The following is a 16,819-nucleotide window of genomic DNA, read 5'->3' on the forward strand; positions in this document are numbered from 1 at the left end:
CAAGCGAGGTCGAGCCCGACCGATCACCGTTGCGGCGGTGACGATCCCGGCAACCAGCCGTCGACGCCCTGGTGTGTCATCGGCGTTTGCTGCCCAGATCGTGTTCAACGACATCCGGGTGTCGATCCGCCGTGCGCAGGGGAGCGCCGACATGGTGCAGGTGTCTCAGCGCCTCGCGGTAAGAGGAGATCAGTCCGGTTTCGTGGTAGGGCACGCCGATTTCGGTGCAGTAGTCGCGGACGATCACCTGGGCGTGTCGCAGGTTCGGCGTCGGCATGCTCGGGAACAAATGGTGCTCGATCTGATAGTTGAGCCCGCCGAGGGCGATGTCGGTCAACGCGCCACCCCGGACGTTGCGGGAGGTCAGGACCTGGCGACGGAGGTAGTCGGGGCGTTCGTCACCGGTCAGGGTCGGCATGCCCTTGTGGTTCGGGGCGAAGATGCAGCCCATGTACAGGCCGAAGAGGCCTTGGTGGACAGCGAGGAACGCGAAGGCTTTGTCGGCGGGCAGAACCGTGAACAGTACGGCCAGGTAGGCGGCGAAGTGGCCGAACAGCAATGCGCCCTCCGATCCGCGGTGTTTGATCGATCGATTTCTGAGCGCACGAACGCCGGCCACATGGAGGTTCAGGCCCTCCAGCAACAGGAGCGGGAAGAACAGGAATGCCTGCGACCTCCCGATGAGACGAGGCAGACCGCGGCTGGACCGCGCCTGCTGTTGTGACCAGACCAGAATGTCGGGCGCGACGTCGGGATCGAGTTCCTCGTGGTTCGGGTTGGCGTGATGCCTGGTGTGCTTGTCCTGCCACCAGCCGTAGCCCAGGCCGATGCCTGCGTTGCCGACGAACCGTCCCATCAGCTCCGTCGGCTGCCGTAGCCGGAAGACTTGGCGGTGTGCGACATCGTGCATGACGAGTGCGATCTGAGCGAACGTCACCGCCATGAATCCCGCGACCAGCAGCGTCCACCACGAATCACCGACGAGGACGAACGCTGCCCACCCCGCTGCGAACGCGACCCCGACGAGGCCGAGCCGGACGGCGTAGTAGACGGGACGCCGGTTCATCAGCCCCGCGTCGGAGATCCGGCGCAACAGACGGGCGTAGTCACCGTCGGCGCCGCGCCGCGGTGACCGTGGAGATGACTCGGGGGTCAAGGCAGGTGTCGTCATAGATCTTCCTGAGCTGAGCCGGAGACGCCACCTCCATCCGTCGACAATGCCGTCCGGTCGATGTCGGGGCGGGGCGCCGATGTCGATACTCCGAAGCTATCGGCCGGATTCTCGTCAGCTGTAACCCTCTGGTATGACATGGAATCGGACTGCGGAGTGATATTCGCTGTCCACCGCGGACGGAGGCAGGTGACCGGTTGTCGGCCGACACATCCGGGTCGCCGGACCGGGCGTCCGTGCATGGGAAGGACTGGTCAAGGTGGCCTTGGCCATCGGGTAGCGACGCACAGCGCCCTTTACTCGCGTACTGAAGTCAGGCACTCCGGCCATGGGCGAAACTGGAACACTGTGTTGTCTGGTTCGGGTGGCTCGGCCCTTGGGTAACCCGGCACCCGGGGACTGCCGGCACAGACAAGTCGTGTGGTGGAATATGCTGAATTGAAGCGTTTTCGTCCAGCGGTCGCGGTGGACGACATCGAGCTCGACCGCAAGGTGCACGGGTGGACGGTACTCAATCGCTGATCACCGAGTGGGAGTCCCGCTTCGACCTGCCATGGGAGACCTTCTGGGAGACCCTGAGCGCGCCGTGGCAACGGGCTGTGGCGGGGACTGCGTCAGCGGCCGCACCTGACGCGGCATCGATACTCCTTCGACGACGGCTCACCACCGACCTCGAATGGGTTGGATACCTTCAGCCGATGATCTGTCTGCCAGCGGTGCGCGAAGCTCTGCTGTGGGATGAGAACGGCATGGATCTAGGACCGCTGACACAGACTCACGAGGGCCACATCCGGTCGTGGGATCGACTCCTCCTGGGTGGCCCTGCGCGCGTGGATCTCGGGCAACTGAATGGAGTTCCGGTGCGCCATCTGATTCTGTCCGTGGTCGATGTCGCGACGTTCGATGTGCTCAGCGACGTGCCAGGGCTGAAGTCGCTGACTCTCGACCTGTACGGCGAGTCTGTTTCGCTGCCACCGCTTCCCGACCTGACCGACCTGACGCTCTACTCGGGTACGCACGTGCATGGCGACACTGTCCGGGGGAACCCCGACCTCCGGATCCTCTCGAGCGATGAGGAGTTCTGCCCGCCGTTCGGGCCTGACGATGTTGCTTAGGGTGACTGGCGCTGCCGTGAAGCGACGAGTGCTCTCTCGCCTATGTATCCAGGTGGCGTCGTGAACGTTTCATCGACCGGCGGACGCCCGAAAGAAACGGCAGGGGAACGACGATTGTCGTTGCCCTGCCTGACCTGCAACAATATGGTGCCCTCGGCAGGATTCGAACCTGCGACACCCGCTTTAGGAGAGCGGTGCTCTATCCCCTGAGCTACGAAGGCTTGCTGGGTGGGCTCGGCCCGCCCGGGACGTTCGCAGTCTACCGGGTCATGGGCTCGGAGTCCGCATCGCTGTCCTAGGGGTGTACCGGGGGGTCAGAAGCCTCCGTCGAAGCCGCCTCCGTCGAAGCCGCCGGAGTAATCGCCTCCGTCATAGCCTCCGCCCTCGTAGCCGCCGCTGTCGTAGTCGCCGGAGTAGTCGCCACCCTGGTCGTAACCGCCGTCGTCCGCGGCCAGTCCGTCTTGGAAACCTTCGCCGTAACCGCTCTCGAAGCCTTGCGCGCCGTAGGCGACGCCGGACATGCCGGAGAACAGGGAACTGAACAGCAGGGCCGAGCCGACGCCCCAGGCGCCGGCGATCAGTGCGGGCTTCCACCAGGGTTCCGAGTACCACCCGGCGGGTACCGGCCGTCCGGCCACTCGGCCGCCGGGATAGTAGTTCGGCGTCGACGACGACGGATCGGGTGCGGCCGCGATCTGCCTGCCCTCGTACTCGACCACGCGCTTCTCGGTGACCTGCCCCGCGGTGTCCTGGCCGTCGAGGGCGGCGATGGCGGGGCCGGGGTCCATGTTCATCGCGGTCCGTGCGGCCCTGATGTAGTAGAGACCTTCCAGCGCGGTCTGCTTCGCCAGCCGTGCCTGCGTGGGCGTGCGGGCCTGGTCGAGTTGCGCACCGGCCGCGATATGCCGTTCCGAGGCGTCGGCGAGCGCTTGGGCGGCGGCGTCGTTCCCGCCGGAGAGGCTGTAGACCTGGCCGCCCAGTCGTTCGTTCACTTGCCGGGCGTCGGCGAGAGCGTCGGCCAGTTCGGTGGCTCCGCGCTGTTTGCTCTGCTGTGCCTGCCATGCCACCAAGACGATCAGCGCCACCAGCACCAGAACGATCAGCAGCCAGAACATGGGACCTCTTCCGCAGAACCTCGGATCAGCCCAGTTTACTGTCGGCTAGCTGAGGTGCGGCTGAGTGAGCGGGTCAGCGCGCGGTCGCTGCGGCTTGCGCCTCGTCGTAGTCGGCCGGATCGAAGGTCCTGGTCTTGCGGCGGTACAGGACGGTGGCGCCGGGCCAGTTGTTGGTGATCCGGCCGGAGGCGTTGCGGTACCAGCTGGAGCAGAAGTTCCATGGGGTGTCCTTCAGTCGCTGCTGCAGCCAGTCGTCCCAGCGCTGCTCGGTGGCGGCGCGGGCGGCGAGATAGCGGCCGGGGCGGTCGGTGAGGTACCGCACCACCTGGCGGATGTAGCGGGCCTGGGATTCGAGCATGTAGATGATGGAGCCGGCGCCGACGTTGGTATTCGGGCCGTACATCAGGAACAGGTTCGGGAACTGCGGCACGGACAGGCCGAGGTAGGCGCGCGCGCCTTCGTCGGCCCAGACGTCGGCCAGCTTGCGCCCGCCGAGTCCGTAGATGTTCATCGGCGCCAGGAACTCGGTGCCTTTGAAACCGGTGCCGTAGACGATGACGTCCACTTCGTGCTCGACGCCGTCGGCGGTGCGGATTCCGGTCGGCGTGATCGCCTCGATGGCGGTGGTCTCCACGGTGACGTTCGGCTGTGCCAGCGCGGGGAAGTATTCGTTGGAGAACAGTCCCCGCTTGCATCCGGCCGCGTAGTCGGGTGTCAGCTTCGCGCGCAGCTCGGCGTCGGGGACCTGCTTTTCCCGGTGCCGGTCGGCCAGCGCGATCACGGGGGTCTTGATGGCCGGGATGTCGGTGAGCCCGAGGGCGAGCAGTTCGAAGACCGACCAGATGGCGAAGCGTTCGAGCAGGCGGCTGGGCGGGAAGTACTTGAAAAGCGCGTGGTGCAGGGCGCTGTACTCGACGTCGGCTTTCGGCAGCACCCACGCCGCCGAGCGCTGGAACAGCGTGAGGTGGGCGGCGTCCGGCTGGATGCGTGGGATGTATTGGATCGCGCTGGCCCCGGTGCCGATGCAGGCGATCCGCTTACCGGTCAGGTCGACGTCGTGGTCCCACTCGGCGGAGTGGAAAGCGGGACCGGTGAAGGTGTCGATACCGGGGATGTTGGGCAGCGCGGGGCGCGAGAGCTGGCCGACCGCCGAGATGAGAACGTCGGCGGTCAGTTGCGCTCCGTCTGCCGTGCGGACGGTCCATCGGCCGCTGCGCTCGTCGAACTCCGCGTCGGTCACCTCGGTGCCGAAGCGGATGAAGCGCCGCAGGCCGTGCTTGTCGGCGACGCCCCGCATGTACGCGTGGATGTCCCGCTGTTCGGAGAAACGCCGTGGCCAATCGGACTTGGGCTCGTAGGACCAGGAGTACAGCGGGGAGGGCACGTCGCAGGCCGCGCCGGGGTAGGTGTTCTCCCGCCAGACGCCGCCGAGGTCGGTGGCGCGCTCCAGGATCGTAAAGGTGTCCACTCCGGCCCGCCGCAGTTCCAGCGCCATGCCGAGCCCGCCGAATCCGGCTCCGATGATGATGATGGACGGCGTCGTCATGCTTCGAGGGTACGGGCCGGTATCCGCAGGTCCGAAGACATCCGCGGTCAATCAATCGGTATTTCCGGCCACCCGGAGGCGTCAGGTCCCGGCCAGTTGGCGCGCGATGACCAGACGCTGAATCTGATTGGTGCCTTCGAAGATCTGCATCACCTTGGCTTCGCGCATATAGCGCTCGACGGGGAAGTCCTGGGTGTAGCCGTAGCCGCCGAAGACCTGGACCGCGTCGGTGGTGACTTTCATGGCGGCGTCGGTGGCCACGAGTTTTGCCACGCTGGCCTGGCGCGAGTACGGCAGCCCCGCGTCGCGGCGGCGGGCGGCGTCGAGGTAGGTGGCGCGGGCGGAGTCGACGGCGGCGGCCATGTCGGCGAGCACGAAGCCGAGTCCCTGGTGGTCGATGATGTGGCGGCCGAACGCTTCTCGCTCCTTGGCATACGCGACGGCCTCGTCGAGGGCGCGCTGGGCCAGGCCGGTGGCGACGGCGGCGATGCCGAGGCGACCGGAGTCCAACGCGCTGAAGGCGATCGAGAGGCCTTGGCCCTCGGCGCCCACGCGCCGTTCCTCGGGCAGGAACGCGTCGTCGTAGGCCGCGGTGGTGGTGGGCACGGCACGTAAACCCATCTTCTCCTCGGGTTTACCGAAACTGAGTCCCTCGGTGCCCGCGGGGACCAAGAAGCACGAGATCCCGCGCGAGCCTTCGCCGGTGCGGGCGAACAGGGTGTAGAAGTCGGCGCGGCCACCGTTGGTGATCCAGGCCTTGGCGCCGGTGATCCGGTAGCCGCCCTCGACCGGAGTGGCGCGGCAGCGCAGCGCGGCCGCGTCGGAACCGGCGTGCGGCTCGGAGAGGCTGTAGGCGCCGATGGTCTCGCCGGAGAGCATTCCCGCCAGCCAGCGCTGCTTCTGCTCGTCGGTGCCGAAGGTGAACAGCGGATGGCAACTCAGGCTGTGCACGCTGACGGCGACGGCGACGGCGGCCCAGCGGGCGGCGAGTTCCTCGAGGACCTGCAGATACACCTCGTAGGGCTGCGCGCCGCCGCCGAATTCCTCCGGGTACGGAAGGCTCAGCAGTCCGGCCGCGCCCAGCGCGGGGAAGACGCCATCGGGGAAGATCCCGGTCTTCTCGCACTCGGCCACGCGCGGCTCGAGCACCTTGTCGGCGATATCGCGGGTCAGTTCCAGCAGATCCCTTGCCTCGGGGGTGGGCAGCATTCGGTCCACTGGCATGTCGTCTACTCCACGGTCGCTGGATGGGTTTCCCGGAATTCACAGTAGCCCGGCGTGTGGGGAGTCCTCCGGGGTCGTCCACAGCGGCGTACGCAGTCACCGAGCACCGGCGGGCCGAGCGCAGTCGGACAGCACGATCGCCGCAGACGTGATCAGTGCGGTGCACACTGACCGAACGGGACGAGTTGCCGGACGCTCGCGCCGCCGTGCTGCACGTGCAGTTGTGTGTACAGGTGCGCGTGAACCTGTCCCGTGCTGCCGACGCATTCGCGCTGGTCATCGCGGTTCTGTCGGAGGTGGATCGAAATTGGATGTGCGGCTGCACGATTGGTTTGTCTCATTCGGGTGATAACGGTTCCCTCGCCTGGCGCACCGACGCCACACTCGGCTAAGACGAAACTGTTCGGATTCGGGGTCGACCGGCGTGTCGGCGGCGACGCAGGGGGTGCCGCCGCCACGTCGGCCCGGAGCGCTGTACCGATCACCCTCGGCTGCTCTATTATCTGCGTATGAATGCAGATAACCAGGAAGTGCGGCCGCCGCTCGCGGACGATCAGGTGGGGCTGGTTGTCGAGGTGTTCCGCATGCTCGCCGACCCGACCCGCGTGCAAGTGCTGTGGGCGTTGGTCGATCGCGAACTGTCGGTGAACGACCTGGCCGGACAGGTCCACAAGCCCGCGTCCTCGGTGTCGCAGCATCTCGCCAAACTGCGCATGGCGCGGTTGGTGAACACCCGGCGGTCCGGGACGACGATTTTCTATCGCCTGGAGAACGAGCACGTCCGGCAACTGGTGATGGACGCGGTGTACAACGCCGAGCACGCCGGGCCCGGCGTCCCCGCCCACCATCGCGCCGCCGCCGTGCGGGACTTCCCCAGCCGAGACGAAGCGAGTGCGTCATGACCCACCGGCATCATCATCATGACCCGCACCACCACCATGCCGGGCCGCATCATCGGCATCGGTCGGGCGCGGCCGGTGTGCTGCGCGAGATCTTCGTCCCGCACAGTCACGACGCCGCCGACAGCATGGACGACGCACTGGAGGCCAGTGCGGCCGGCATCCGGGCGGTCAAGATCAGTTTGGTAGTCCTCGGGTGCACCGCGGCGCTGCAACTGGTGATCGTCGCCGCGTCCGGTTCGGTTGCGCTGGCCGCCGACACCGTGCACAACTTCTCCGACGCGCTGACCGCGGTGCCGTTGTGGATAGCGTTCGCGCTCGGCCGCAAGGCCGCGACCCGGCGCTACACCTACGGATTCGGCCGGGCGGAAGACCTGGCCGGACTCTTCGTCGTCGCGATGATCGCCTTGTCGGCGTTGATCGCCGGCTATCAGGCGGTGCGCAGGCTGCTGGATCCCGTGCCGCTGGAGCATGTGGGCTGGGTCGCCGCGGCAGGGCTGGTCGGGTTCCTCGGCAACGAGACGGTCGCGCTGTACCGGATCCGGGTGGGGCGGCGGATCGGCTCGGCGGCGCTGGTCGCCGACGGTCTGCACGCGCGCACCGACGGGTTCACCTCGCTGGCGGTCCTGTTGGGCGCGGCGGGAGTGGCGCTGGGCTTCCCGCCGGCCGATCCGATCGTCGGCTTGCTCATCACGATCGCGATCCTCGCGGTGCTGCGCACCGCGGCGCGGGACGTGCTGCGCCGGTTGATGGATGCCGTCGAGCCCGGCTTGGTCACCGCGGCGGAGCGGGCGCTGGCCGCCGAGCCGGGCGTGCAGGGGGTGCGCAGCCTGCGGATGCGGTGGATCGGCCATCGGCTGCACGCCGACGTCGAACTGGACGTCGCGCCGACGATCACGCTCGCGGACGCGCATCGGGTCGCGCACGAGGCCCAGCGCGCCCTCACCCACGTGGTGCCCAAGCTGGATACGGCTGTGGTGCATGCCTATCCGGCGCACACCGAGTTCGCGGTGCCAGGGGCGGCAGGGGCATAGGGATCGGCTATCGAGGTCGCCATGCCGGGATGGTCGGTAGGCAGGGCATCCGTTGTCGAGTTCTCGCCGAGCGGACCAGGGGTAACTGAGGGCGCGCGCCATCGGATGGATGCGCTCGGGATTGCCCGCAGGCGTTGCCCGGGGCGGCCTACCGTTGGGTAGCATCGCCCGTGTGATGTGGCTCATGGTCGGTGCGTGCTGAACCATGCCGCCGCGTGTACCGACCATCGTTCAGCTTCCCGGCCGAGTCCCACATTGCCGCATCGCGGAAGATTCCGACGTCGTCGCGTCGGCGGAGGCACCGGCCGGAGGCCGCCTTACCGAGCGCACGCGACCCACGGGCGTGGTCCGCGCCTCTGCCGAATTCACCCGTGGCAATGAAGTCTTTCGCGGCGAACTCGACCGCCCGCCGGTGATCCGGCCGCACGCGGTCACCGCGGCTGCGGGATCGCGCACCCGGATCGAGCCCGGTTCGAACCTCGGCCGGAAGCACGGTCCGATGCTCCTGCGCTGGGCGGCCGGCCCGTCCGTACCCGAAACCCGCCGTGCCATCGAACGTCTCGGCCGGGCCGGCCACGCGGCGTGGGCCGATTCCGGACATGTGCTGTCGATTGCCGTGCTCACCAGCGGCGATCCGATTCGGTATCCCGAGGCGACCCTTCTGGCGGGCTCGCTCGACGGATCACATCGCCAGACCCCGCGGGTGGCCGAAACCGACTTGGCTTTCTGACGGGAAGTCACCGAAGAAAAAGGAGTTCCGATGTTGAGCACTATGCAGGACGAGCCGTTGTCGCTGGCCACGTTGCTGCGCTACGCATCGACGTTCGCCGGCGATTCGACCGTGTCCACCTGGACCGGTACCGGCGTGCGCACCATGACCTATCGCGAGGTCGGTGCCGAATCGGCGCGGTTGGCGAACGCCCTGCGCGGACTCGGCATCGGGGCAGGTGACCGGGTCGGCACATTCATGTGGAACAACAACGAGCACTTGGTCGCCTACATCGCGGTGCCCGCGATGGGCGCGGTGCTGCACGCGCTGAACATCCGGCTGTTCCCCGACCAGGTCGTGTACGTGGCCAACCACGCCGAGGACCAGGTGGTGCTGGTGGACGGCACGCTGGTGCCGCTGTTCGGCCAGATCCTGCCGCACCTGACGACCGTCCGCCACGTCGTCGTGGTCAACGGTGACGCGGCGACCCTCACCGCGCCCGAGGGCGTGCAGGTGCACTCCTACACCGAATTGCTCGGCGCGCAGCCGGACACCTACGACTTCCCGGTGATCGACGAGCGCGCCGCCGCGGCGATGTGCTACACCTCCGGCACCACGGGCGACCCGAAGGGCGTGGTGTACTCGCACCGCTCGAACTGGCTGCACGCCATGCAGGTGGCCGCGAACAACGGGATGGGCCTGTTCGAAAGCGACACCATCCTGGCCATCGTCCCACTGTTCCACGCGAACGCCTGGGGTCTGCCGTACGCGGCGCTGATGTCCGGGTCGAATCTGCTGATGCCGGACCGGTTCCTGCAGCCGGGGCCGCTGCTGGAGATGATGGCAGCGCAGAAGCCGTCCTTCGCCGCCGCCGTGCCGACCATCTGGGGCGGGGTGCTGGCGGCGCTGGCCGCGAATCCGCAGGACATCACCCATCTGCGCGCGGTGGTGGTGGGCGGTTCGGCGGTTCCTCCGTCGATGATGCGTACCTTCGAGGACAAGCACGGCGTGCGGGTGCTGCACGCCTGGGGCATGACCGAGACCTCGCCGCTGGGCAGCGTCGCGCATCCGCCCGCCACCGCGGTGACCGAGGAAGAGAAGTGGGCCTACCGGGTGACCCAGGGCCGTTTCCCGGCGGGTGTGCAGGCGCGTCTGGTCGGTGACGACGGCGTGGTGCCCAACGACGGTGTGTCGCTGGGTGAGGTGCAGGTGCGCGGTCCGTGGATCACCGGCTCCTACTACTCGCCCGACGGCACGGTGGTCGACCCGGAGAAGTTCGACGACGGCTGGCTGCGCACCGGTGACGTCGGCAAGATCAGCCCCGACGGCTACCTCACGCTGGTGGACCGTTCCAAGGACGTGATCAAGTCCGGCGGCGAGTGGATCTCGTCGGTGGATCTGGAGAACGCCGTGGTCGGCCACCCCGCGGTCGCCGAGGCCGCCGTGATCGGCGTGCCGGACGACAAGTGGGACGAGCGCCCGCTCGTGGCGGTGGTGCTGGCCGAGGGCGCCGAGGTGAAACCCGAGGAGCTGCGCGACTTCCTGGCCGACAAGTTCGCCAAATGGCAGCTGCCGGAACGCTGGACGTTCATCGCCGAGGTCCCCAAGACCAGCGTGGGCAAGTTCGACAAGAAGCGGCTGCGCAGCCAGTACGCCGACGGCGACCTGGAAGTCACCACGCTCGGCTGACCCCGCCGCCCCGCGTCACCACTTCAGCATCGGCAGTGGTGACGTGGGGTGGCTCCGCAGCCGCCCCGCGGCCAGCGTCACCAGCCTGCGGTGGAAGCCGTGATTCGGATAGCGTTTCGCCAGCTCGCGGTAGGTCCGGCGGGAGATGCCGAAGCGGCCGAGCAAGCCCAGTTCGACATCGATCGCGTCGGCGCGCCGGAAGATCTCGACCGGATCGTGCGGCGGGGCCGCCGGGCGGATCTTGTGATGCTGGTCGATCATCGTCACCACCAGCCCGGTGAGGTCCTCGCGTTCGATGCTCGCCAACCAGGCGCGCGCCTGGTCGCACGAGGGGGCGAGGTAATCGAAGCTGCCCGCCGACCAGATGCCGATGTCGTGCAGGGCGGCCGCGGTCAGGAATTCCTCGCGGGTGCTCGGCGGGGGTTGCCGGTCGGCGGCCAAGAGGTCGCACAGCGCCAGGACGCGCAGGACGTGATTGGTGTAGGCGGCGCGATCCGCCCCGAGCTGTTGCTGCCACGGCGCGAGCCGGGTCTCGACCTCTTCGCGAAGATCGTTGCTGCTCATGGCGGTTCACCCTACGCGTAGGGGCCCGTCGCGGACGGCGGCGACGCGCGGGCGCGCGGCCCTGGACACGCGAACACCCGGCGCGGGCGAAACGGTTTGCCGCGCCGGGTGTTCGGCAGGTGGATCAGCAGTTGCGCAGTTCCGGGCTCTGGTTGAGCAGCTGCGCCCGGGTGCCGATGAACGTCGTGTAGGTCTCCCCGCCCACCGCGGAGAGCGGGAACGCGGCGACCCGGTGGCAGTTCTGGAAGGCGAGCTTCACGCCGAAGTGCCGCTCCAGTCCACCGCGGATCGCGTCGGAGGCCATGGCGCGCAACAGTTGCCCGCGCGCCGTCTCGTCGGGCGGCGCGATCGTGTTGTCGGCGAATTCCGCCGTGCCGGAACGCAGCTCACCGGCCACCCGGCTGACCACTTCCCAGGCGTAGGGCAGCGAAGTGCGCACGACCTCGACGAAGTCGGCGTCGTCGACCTCGCCACGCTCGGCGCGTTCGAGTAGTGCGGTGGGGACATCAAGGGACATGGCGCTCTCCTCCAATGCTGGACGTCGATGCGATGTCCGAGTCTAATCGAAAGTCGTTGTCAATAATGCTGGATTCGACGCGAAAGTGCTTTTTCCAGTGCGGCTTTCGTGTCGGCGGCCAGCGTCGCAACCAATTCGCCCGCAGGTAGCTCGGGTGCCAGCGCATGGGTTTGACCCGCCCAGAGGTTCACGTCGTCGGAGTTGCCGGCCGCTCGTGCGGCGGCCCGCAGCGGGGCGGTGGCGTAGTGGATCTCCGGGTAGCCGACCGGCGCGGTGGCGGTGTGTCGCAGTAGGAATCGGTTGCGCAACCCGCGCGCCCTGCGTCCGGTGAACGCGCGCGTGAGCATTGTCGGGGTGTCGGCGGCCAAGGCGGTGCGGTGCACCTTATTGGTGCCCGCTTCGGGGCAGCGCAGGAACACCGTGCCCAGTTGTGCGGCCGCGGCGCCCGCCGCGAGCGCGGCGGCGATGCCGGCGCCCGTCGCGAGGCCTCCGGTGGCCACCAGTGGCCGGTCGGTCGCGGCGGTGAGCAGTTGCAGCAGCGCCAGCAGGCCGAGTGGGTCGGCTACGTCGTCGGCCGCGCGATCCACGAACGTCGCACGGTGCCCGCCTGCCTCGGCTCCCTGGGCGATGAGCACGTCGGCGCCCGCCTCGACCGCGACGCGCGCCTCGTCGACCGAGGTGACGGTGACCCAGACCTCGGACCCGGCGGCGCGCAGCCGCTCGATGTCCTCGGCGCCGGGGCAGCCGAAAGTGAAGGAAACGGCCGCGACCGGATCGGCGACGAGCAGATCCAGCTTGGCGTCCCAGTCATCGGTGTCGAAGCGCGGATCCCCGAGTTGGTGGTCGGCGCCGAGTTCGGTCAGATAGTCCGCCAGATCGGCGAGGGGAGTCGGGGGGCCCGGCACGAAGAGGTTCACGCCGAACCGCTTGCCGGTGAGCGCGCGGGTCGCCGCGATCCGGGCCGCGGTGTCGGCGGCGCTCAGATAGCCGGCGGCCAGTTGGCCGAAACCGCCCGCCTCGGCCACCGCGGCAGTGAGCTCGGGAGTGGAGGGGCCGCCCGCCATCGGGGCGAGCACGATCGGAACGTCCAAGCGGTCGAGGATCACGGTCCGATTGTCGCGCATCTGGACGTGTGACCCGGACCTCACCAGCGTTTTTCCGCCGGAAGGTTGCGGAATGGTCACGACGCGGTAGAGTTCCCGTCACGACGGATGCCAAACCGTTATCCGCCTGGCTACACCGGATCGTTATAGAACCGGCTCGGCACGGGTTTCGGCATCCCTGACCCAGTGGTACGACCGAGGATTCAGTTTTGTCGCAGCACCGTGTAGGCCCCAGTTCCATTACCGTCCAGAGCCTCCTCGGCGACGGCGGCGAAACGGGCCGTCCGACGCGGCACCGCGCCGAGCCGTCCGCCACCGAGCGCGTGAAGGCCGCCGCCACCGCCGCGGTCGCGGCGGGCGCGCTGATCGGCGCTGCCAGCCAGGTCGCTCCCGCGTTGGCCTACGCCGCGCCGCTGCTGCCCGGCTCGCACGACGCCGACGAAGAGCAGCAGGCCGCGCCCACCACTGTGAAGGGTACGAGCATCCTGCCGGTTGCCGAGGCGAAGGCAGCCGCCGAGCCGGTCGCGCAGCCCGCGCCGGAACCCGCCGCGGTCGCGGCCGAGATCGCGGCCCCGGTCGCCGCTCCGTTCGGCATTCCCAATCTTCCCCCGGAGATCGCCGCACCCTTGGCCCAGGCCGAGGAGGCCCTCAAGGGCGTGCAGCAGCAGGTCGCTCCGGCGCCCGCGGTGCGCCCGGTGGCAGGCGCGATCAGCTCCGGCTACGGCAGCCGCTGGGGCGCCATGCACTACGGCCTCGACTTCGCCGACGCGCTGGGCGCGCCGATCCACTCGGTCAGCAACGGCACCGTGATCGAGGCGGGGCCCGCCTCCGGTTTCGGCCTGTGGGTGCGCGTGCTGCAGGACGACGGCACCACCGCGGTCTACGGCCACGTGAACGAGATGTTCGTGCACGCGGGCCAGCGGGTGAACGCAGGCGACGTGATCGCCACCGTCGGCAACCGGGGTCAGTCCACCGGACCGCACCTGCACCTGGAGATCTGGGACCAGTCCGGCTCCAAGATCGACCCGCTGCCGTACCTGGCCGCCAAGGGCGTGCCCATGGAGTGGGGTCCGTCGGCGCACTGACTTCCCCTGTCCGGCTTGACATTCCGAGCAGTGCATGGTTGCACGCAGCGAAGCTTCCCGCGTCCCGGTGACGCGGGAAGCGGTTCGCGCCCGGGTCTTGGAGAACCGCCCAATGGGCACCGGTCGGTCGCTAGGCTCGGGCCGTGATCGAGCTGGGCGACATCTTCGAGCCTGGGTCGCCGCACGGCCGCACTTACGCCGTGCTGGTGCACCATCCGCGGTCGAGTCTCGCCGATATCGCGCATTACCTGGGCGTTTCGGAAGACCTGGCCGCGGATTCGTTGGATGTCTTGTGTGAAGTGCGCGCGGTGGTACGCATCGAGTCGCCCGACGGCGAAACGCTGTGGGACGCGCACGCGCCGGAATCGTTGTCCGAAGCCGAGGCACGGCGCAGGCAACAGGAGATCAATCAGATGCACGCCGCCGCAGCCCGGTTGAGCGAGACGTTCCGTTCGGTGCGTCGCTCGCCCCGCGGCAACGGCGCGGTCGTGCCGGTGTACGAGCGCCTGGAGATGCTGGCCGATTTCGAGGAGATGCAGACCGGTGCGCGCAGCTGCGTCAAGCTCGTCGAGCGCGGCCCCTATCTCAGCGATCCGGAACGCGAACGCCGGCTGTTCGAGCTCAAACGCGCCAGGCTAGGCGACGGCATCCGCTATCAGACCCTGTACCAGGACTCCGTCTATCACGATCCGGAGCGACTGCGGCACGCCCTGTCCACCAACGCCAGCGGTGCGCAGGCCAGAACCCTGCCGGATCCGCCGTTCAAACTGATCATCAGTGACGACGAGCGGGCCAGCCTGGTGCTGCACGCCGACGAACGCAGGCCCGACCCGATGGGCCTGCGCATCACCGGTTCGCCCACGCTCGAGCTGTTGATCAAGACCTTCGACGTACTGTGGACGATGGCCGCGCCCATCTCGGTGAATCCGTCCGCGGAGGCGCTGGACGAACGCGATCGCGCGATCCTGACCCTGATGGGGCTGGGCGCCACCGACGACACCATCGCGCGCAGGCTCGGCATGTCCCGGCGCACGGTGGTCCGCCGCACCGCACGGCTGCTGGAGCGGCTCGGGGCGAGCACCAGGTTCCAAGCGGGGGTGCAAGCCACCCGGCGCGGCTGGTTGTGAGCAAGCTCACCGATCCAGGGAGTCCTGCAACATGATGGGCGCGGCGCCGATATAACGGCAGGCGGCAAGCAAGACACCGATTCCATGGGGGAGTGGGCGGCGTCCGACGAGAGGACAGCACCACTGAAGGGGGACGCGGACCGCACCGACGGCAGCCGCGGCAATCCGATACAGCGCGCGGGTTGGGCAGTCAAGCCCCTATATGATTGCTCGGTCCGCGCTGGCCCCGGATAACGAACCCTGAGCAGGGTTAGCCCCGGGTCCTGGCTCGATGCGAGAGGTGAATGCACTCGAATGGAAACCGCCCGTCGCTCTGCTCGCGGTAGCCGTCGCCGCAGGTCGGGCAGTCCGCTCTTCGCGCAGCTGCTCACCGCCGCGGTCGAGTCCGCCGCCACCGAGGTCGCGATCCGGTTCAACCCCACGGGAGATCCGGCCGACGATCGGGAACTCACCTACGCCGAGCTGGACGCGGCGTCCTCGCGGCTGGCCAGGGAGCTGATCGAGCGCGGCGTCGGGCCCGGCGACGTGGTCGCCATCGGGATCTCGCGCAGCGTCGAGTCGGTGCTCGCCGTCTGGGCCATCGCCAAGACCGGCGCGGCCTACGTGCCGGTGGATCCCACCTACCCGACCGACCGGATCAACCACATCGTCGCCGACTCCGGCGCCACGGTGGGCCTGACCACCTCGGCGCACCGCCCGGTGCTCGGCACCGGCGTGTACTGGATCGAGCTGGACGACCCGGTGCAGGCCGCGCGCATCGCCGCGCGCCCGGAGCACCCCATCTCCTACACCGACCGGGTCCGCCCGCTGGACGAGCGGCACCCGGCCTACGTCATCTACACCTCCGGCTCCACCGGCAAGCCCAAGGGCGTCGTGGTGACCCATAGCGGTCTGGCCGGGCTGGTCGCCGCCGAGCGCGAGCACTACGGCGTGACCGAGGAGTCGCGCGTGCTGCACGTCTGCTCGCCGAACTTCGACGTCTCCGTGCTCGAACTGCTGCTGGCCTTCTCCTCCGGCGCGACGCTGGTCATCGCGCCGCCGTCGGTGTTCGGCGGTTTCGAGCTGGCCGATCTGCTGCGTCGCGAGCACGTCACGCACATGCTCATCACGCCGGGCGCCTTGGAGTCGGTCGACCCGGCGGGGCTCGACGACCTGCAGGCCGTGGTGGTGGCCGGGGACAAGTTCGGTCCCGAACTGGTCGGCCGCTGGGCGGCCGAGCGCGAGTTCTACAACGGCTACGGGCCCACCGAGGCGACGATCCTGGCCACCAGCACGCCGCCGATGGCGCCGGGCGAGCCCATCACGATCGGCACGGCCATCCCGGGAGTCGGCGCGTTCGTGCTGGACTCGCGGCTCCGGCCGGTGCCCGCCGGCGTGGTCGGCGAGCTGTATCTGTCCGGTCCCGCGCTGGCGCAGGGCTATCTCAACCGGCCGGGCCTGACCGCGGAGCGATTCGTCGCCAGCCCGTTCGGCGCCGACACCGGCAACCCCGGAGCGCGGCTCTACCGCACCGGCGACCTGGTGCGGCGTACCGAATCCGCGAGCCAGGACGGCGGTGTCATCGAATACCTGGGCCGTTCGGACTTCCAGGTGAAGATCCGCGGCTTCCGTATCGAATTGGGGGAGATCGACAACGCGCTCACCAGCCACCCGGACATCGACTTCGCGGCCACCCTGGGCAAACCGCTGCCCTCGGGCGCGACCGCGCTGGTGTCCTATGTGCTGCCGCGTCCGGGAGCCGACGTGGACACCGCCGCGCTGGTGGAGTTCCTCGGTGAGTCCTTGCCCGCGTACATGATTCCCGCGTCGATCATGGTGCTGGACGAGATTCCGTTGACGCCGGTGGGGAAGTTGGATCGGGCGGCGTTGCCGGAGCCGGTGTTCGCGGCGCGGGCGTTCCGGGCGCCGTCGACGCCGGTGG

Annotated in this window: 16 protein-coding genes and 1 tRNA gene; 9 read left to right on the forward strand and 8 right to left on the reverse strand. The window is 68.7% G+C overall.

All coding sequences use genetic code 11. The features are described from left to right. Nucleotides 1–76: 76 nt before the first annotated feature. Nucleotides 77–1,171 carry a fatty acid desaturase family protein gene (locus GVY64_RS32665; protein ID WP_159849882.1) on the reverse strand — a complete coding sequence of 365 codons (1,095 nt, stop codon included), beginning with the start codon at nt 1,169–1,171 and terminating at the stop codon, nt 77–79. 500 nt (nt 1,172–1,671) lie between these two features. Here GVY64_RS32665 and GVY64_RS32670 point away from each other — a divergent pair, with 500 nt between their 5' ends. Continuing rightward, nucleotides 1,672–2,286 carry a hypothetical protein gene (locus tag GVY64_RS32670; RefSeq protein ID WP_159849884.1) on the forward strand — a complete coding sequence of 205 codons (615 nt, stop codon included), beginning with the start codon at nt 1,672–1,674 and terminating at the stop codon, nt 2,284–2,286. A gap of 145 nt (nt 2,287–2,431) precedes the next feature. Here GVY64_RS32670 and GVY64_RS32675 read toward each other — a convergent pair. The 4 genes from GVY64_RS32675 to GVY64_RS32690 all read right to left on the reverse strand — a co-directional run bounded on the left by GVY64_RS32675 (nt 2,432) and on the right by GVY64_RS32690 (nt 6,171). Further along, nucleotides 2,432–2,507, reverse strand: a tRNA-Arg gene (locus tag GVY64_RS32675). Nucleotides 2,508–2,600: 93 nt separating this feature from the next. After that, complete coding sequence (locus tag GVY64_RS32680; protein WP_159849886.1) at nt 2,601–3,401, reverse strand: DUF1542 domain-containing protein; 801 nt, start codon at nt 3,399–3,401, stop codon at nt 2,601–2,603. Nucleotides 3,402–3,474: 73 nt separating this feature from the next. After that, nucleotides 3,475–4,947 (reverse strand): flavin-containing monooxygenase, encoded by a 1,473-nt coding sequence (locus tag GVY64_RS32685; RefSeq protein ID WP_159849888.1) that lies wholly within the window; start codon nt 4,945–4,947, stop codon nt 3,475–3,477. A gap of 81 nt (nt 4,948–5,028) precedes the next feature. Continuing rightward, entirely contained in the window at nt 5,029–6,171 is a 1,143-nt protein-coding gene (locus GVY64_RS32690; RefSeq protein WP_159849890.1) for an acyl-CoA dehydrogenase family protein, read from the reverse strand. Between the two features lie 206 nt (nt 6,172–6,377). Here GVY64_RS32690 and GVY64_RS32695 point away from each other — a divergent pair, with 206 nt between their 5' ends. The 5 genes from GVY64_RS32695 to GVY64_RS32715 all read left to right on the forward strand — a co-directional run bounded on the left by GVY64_RS32695 (nt 6,378) and on the right by GVY64_RS32715 (nt 10,502). After that, nucleotides 6,378–6,563, forward strand: coding sequence for a hypothetical protein (locus tag GVY64_RS32695; protein WP_159849892.1), 186 nt, complete (start codon nt 6,378–6,380; stop codon nt 6,561–6,563). A 117-nt stretch (nt 6,564–6,680) separates the two neighbouring features. Further along, a complete protein-coding gene (locus GVY64_RS32700) occupies nt 6,681–7,073 on the forward strand; it encodes an ArsR/SmtB family transcription factor (RefSeq protein WP_159849894.1) in 393 nt (130 codons plus the stop codon). Beyond that, on the forward strand, nt 7,070–8,104 hold the full coding sequence (locus GVY64_RS32705) for a cation diffusion facilitator family transporter (protein WP_159849896.1): 1,035 nt from the start codon (nt 7,070–7,072) through the stop codon (nt 8,102–8,104). Before GVY64_RS32700 ends, GVY64_RS32705 begins: the two co-directional genes overlap by 4 nt. A 343-nt stretch (nt 8,105–8,447) precedes the next feature. Beyond that, the gene (locus tag GVY64_RS32710) at nt 8,448–8,834 is read left to right on the forward strand and encodes a hypothetical protein (protein WP_159849898.1); all 387 of its coding nucleotides are present in this window, start codon (nt 8,448–8,450) and stop codon (nt 8,832–8,834) included. Nucleotides 8,835–8,864: 30 nt separating this feature from the next. Beyond that, nucleotides 8,865–10,502, forward strand: coding sequence for a long-chain fatty acid--CoA ligase (locus GVY64_RS32715; protein ID WP_159849900.1), 1,638 nt, complete (start codon nt 8,865–8,867; stop codon nt 10,500–10,502). Nucleotides 10,503–10,517: 15 nt separating this feature from the next. On the opposite strand, the gene GVY64_RS32720 is transcribed toward GVY64_RS32715, so the two are convergent. The 3 genes from GVY64_RS32720 to GVY64_RS32730 form a co-directional block, all read right to left on the reverse strand. Further along, nucleotides 10,518–11,066: an HD domain-containing protein gene (locus GVY64_RS32720; RefSeq protein ID WP_159849902.1), complete on the reverse strand. Its 549-nt coding sequence runs from the start codon at nt 11,064–11,066 to the stop codon at nt 10,518–10,520. Nucleotides 11,067–11,190: 124 nt separating this feature from the next. Next, nucleotides 11,191–11,583 (reverse strand): SCO5389 family protein, encoded by a 393-nt coding sequence (locus tag GVY64_RS32725; RefSeq protein ID WP_159849904.1) that lies wholly within the window; start codon nt 11,581–11,583, stop codon nt 11,191–11,193. A gap of 59 nt (nt 11,584–11,642) precedes the next feature. After that, a complete protein-coding gene (locus tag GVY64_RS32730) occupies nt 11,643–12,689 on the reverse strand; it encodes a nitronate monooxygenase (RefSeq protein ID WP_201298261.1) in 1,047 nt (348 codons plus the stop codon). Nucleotides 12,690–12,895: 206 nt separating this feature from the next. On the opposite strand from GVY64_RS32730, the gene GVY64_RS37435 reads away from it, so the two are divergent. From GVY64_RS37435 to GVY64_RS32745, 3 genes are all read left to right on the forward strand, one after another. Next, entirely contained in the window at nt 12,896–13,771 is an 876-nt protein-coding gene (locus tag GVY64_RS37435; RefSeq protein ID WP_201298262.1) for a M23 family metallopeptidase, read from the forward strand. Between the two features lie 143 nt (nt 13,772–13,914). Continuing rightward, nucleotides 13,915–14,898 (forward strand): LuxR C-terminal-related transcriptional regulator, encoded by a 984-nt coding sequence (locus GVY64_RS32740; protein WP_159849906.1) that lies wholly within the window; start codon nt 13,915–13,917, stop codon nt 14,896–14,898. A gap of 294 nt (nt 14,899–15,192) precedes the next feature. Next, nucleotides 15,193–16,819 (forward strand): amino acid adenylation domain-containing protein (locus GVY64_RS32745; protein WP_159849908.1); only part of this gene is annotated, 1,627 nt, incomplete at its 3' end.

This window comes from Nocardia sp. CY41 (assembly GCF_009829325.1).
In the GTDB taxonomy this organism is placed as follows: Bacteria; Actinomycetota; Actinomycetes; order Mycobacteriales; family Mycobacteriaceae; genus Nocardia.

Excerpts from the sequence above, each read along its gene's own strand:
- GVY64_RS32665 (WP_159849882.1), bottom strand. The coding sequence starts at position 1,171 with ATGACGACACCTGCCTTGACCCCCGAGTCATCTCCACGGTCACCGCGG.
- GVY64_RS32680 (WP_159849886.1), bottom strand. The coding sequence starts at position 3,401 with ATGTTCTGGCTGCTGATCGTTCTGGTGCTGGTGGCGCTGATCGTCTTG.
- GVY64_RS32685 (WP_159849888.1), bottom strand. The coding sequence starts at position 4,947 with ATGACGACGCCGTCCATCATCATCATCGGAGCCGGATTCGGCGGGCTC.
- GVY64_RS32690 (WP_159849890.1), bottom strand. The coding sequence starts at position 6,171 with ATGCCAGTGGACCGAATGCTGCCCACCCCCGAGGCAAGGGATCTGCTG.
- GVY64_RS32700 (WP_159849894.1), top strand. The coding sequence starts at position 6,681 with ATGAATGCAGATAACCAGGAAGTGCGGCCGCCGCTCGCGGACGATCAG.
- GVY64_RS32705 (WP_159849896.1), top strand. The coding sequence starts at position 7,070 with ATGACCCACCGGCATCATCATCATGACCCGCACCACCACCATGCCGGG.
- GVY64_RS32715 (WP_159849900.1), top strand. The coding sequence starts at position 8,865 with ATGTTGAGCACTATGCAGGACGAGCCGTTGTCGCTGGCCACGTTGCTG.
- GVY64_RS32720 (WP_159849902.1), bottom strand. The coding sequence starts at position 11,066 with ATGAGCAGCAACGATCTTCGCGAAGAGGTCGAGACCCGGCTCGCGCCG.
- GVY64_RS32725 (WP_159849904.1), bottom strand. The coding sequence starts at position 11,583 with ATGTCCCTTGATGTCCCCACCGCACTACTCGAACGCGCCGAGCGTGGC.